The organism is Bradyrhizobium sp. NBAIM08, from assembly GCF_020193935.1.
In the GTDB taxonomy this organism is placed as follows: domain Bacteria; phylum Pseudomonadota; class Alphaproteobacteria; order Rhizobiales; family Xanthobacteraceae; genus Bradyrhizobium; species Bradyrhizobium yuanmingense.
Genome location: NZ_JADYVR010001349.1, coordinates 1 through 382 on the forward strand (window position 1 = coordinate 1; position 382 = coordinate 382).

General features: G+C 68.8%; 1 protein-coding gene. It reads right to left on the reverse strand.

Annotation, left to right across the window (positions count from 1 at the left end):
• Nucleotides 1-25: 25 nt before the first annotated feature.
• A partial coding sequence (locus tag I6F37_RS44860) for a hypothetical protein (RefSeq protein ID WP_225155112.1) occupies nucleotides 26-382 on the reverse strand: 357 nt, incomplete at its 5' end.

Genomic DNA, 382 nt, shown 5'->3' on the forward strand with positions numbered 1-382 from the left:
ATCGGCGGCTGAGGGACGACCGCCGCTACTCCAGATCGGAGGTGCGGCGGAATCGGGCGGCCAGTTCGGCGTCGCCCACGACATCCACCGGTCCCGCGTCACGACGCCACAGCCACAGCAGCAGGTCGCTGGCCTTGCCGCGGATCGCGACGTCGCCCTTCTTGTGCTCGCGGCTGAAGACGATGCCGTCGGCGGTCAACGACGAGACGAACCATTCACCGGCGGTGTCGGTGCAGTGCAGGTGCACGGTGCCGCCGAGGTCGCCGTCCGTTCCCTCCGCATCCGTGAAGTAGGTGAGGAACTCGTCGATGCCGTCGGCGGCCACCAGCGCGTCGATGTCGTCGGGTTCGCCGACTGCGTGTGAGGCGTCCCAGCGATGCAC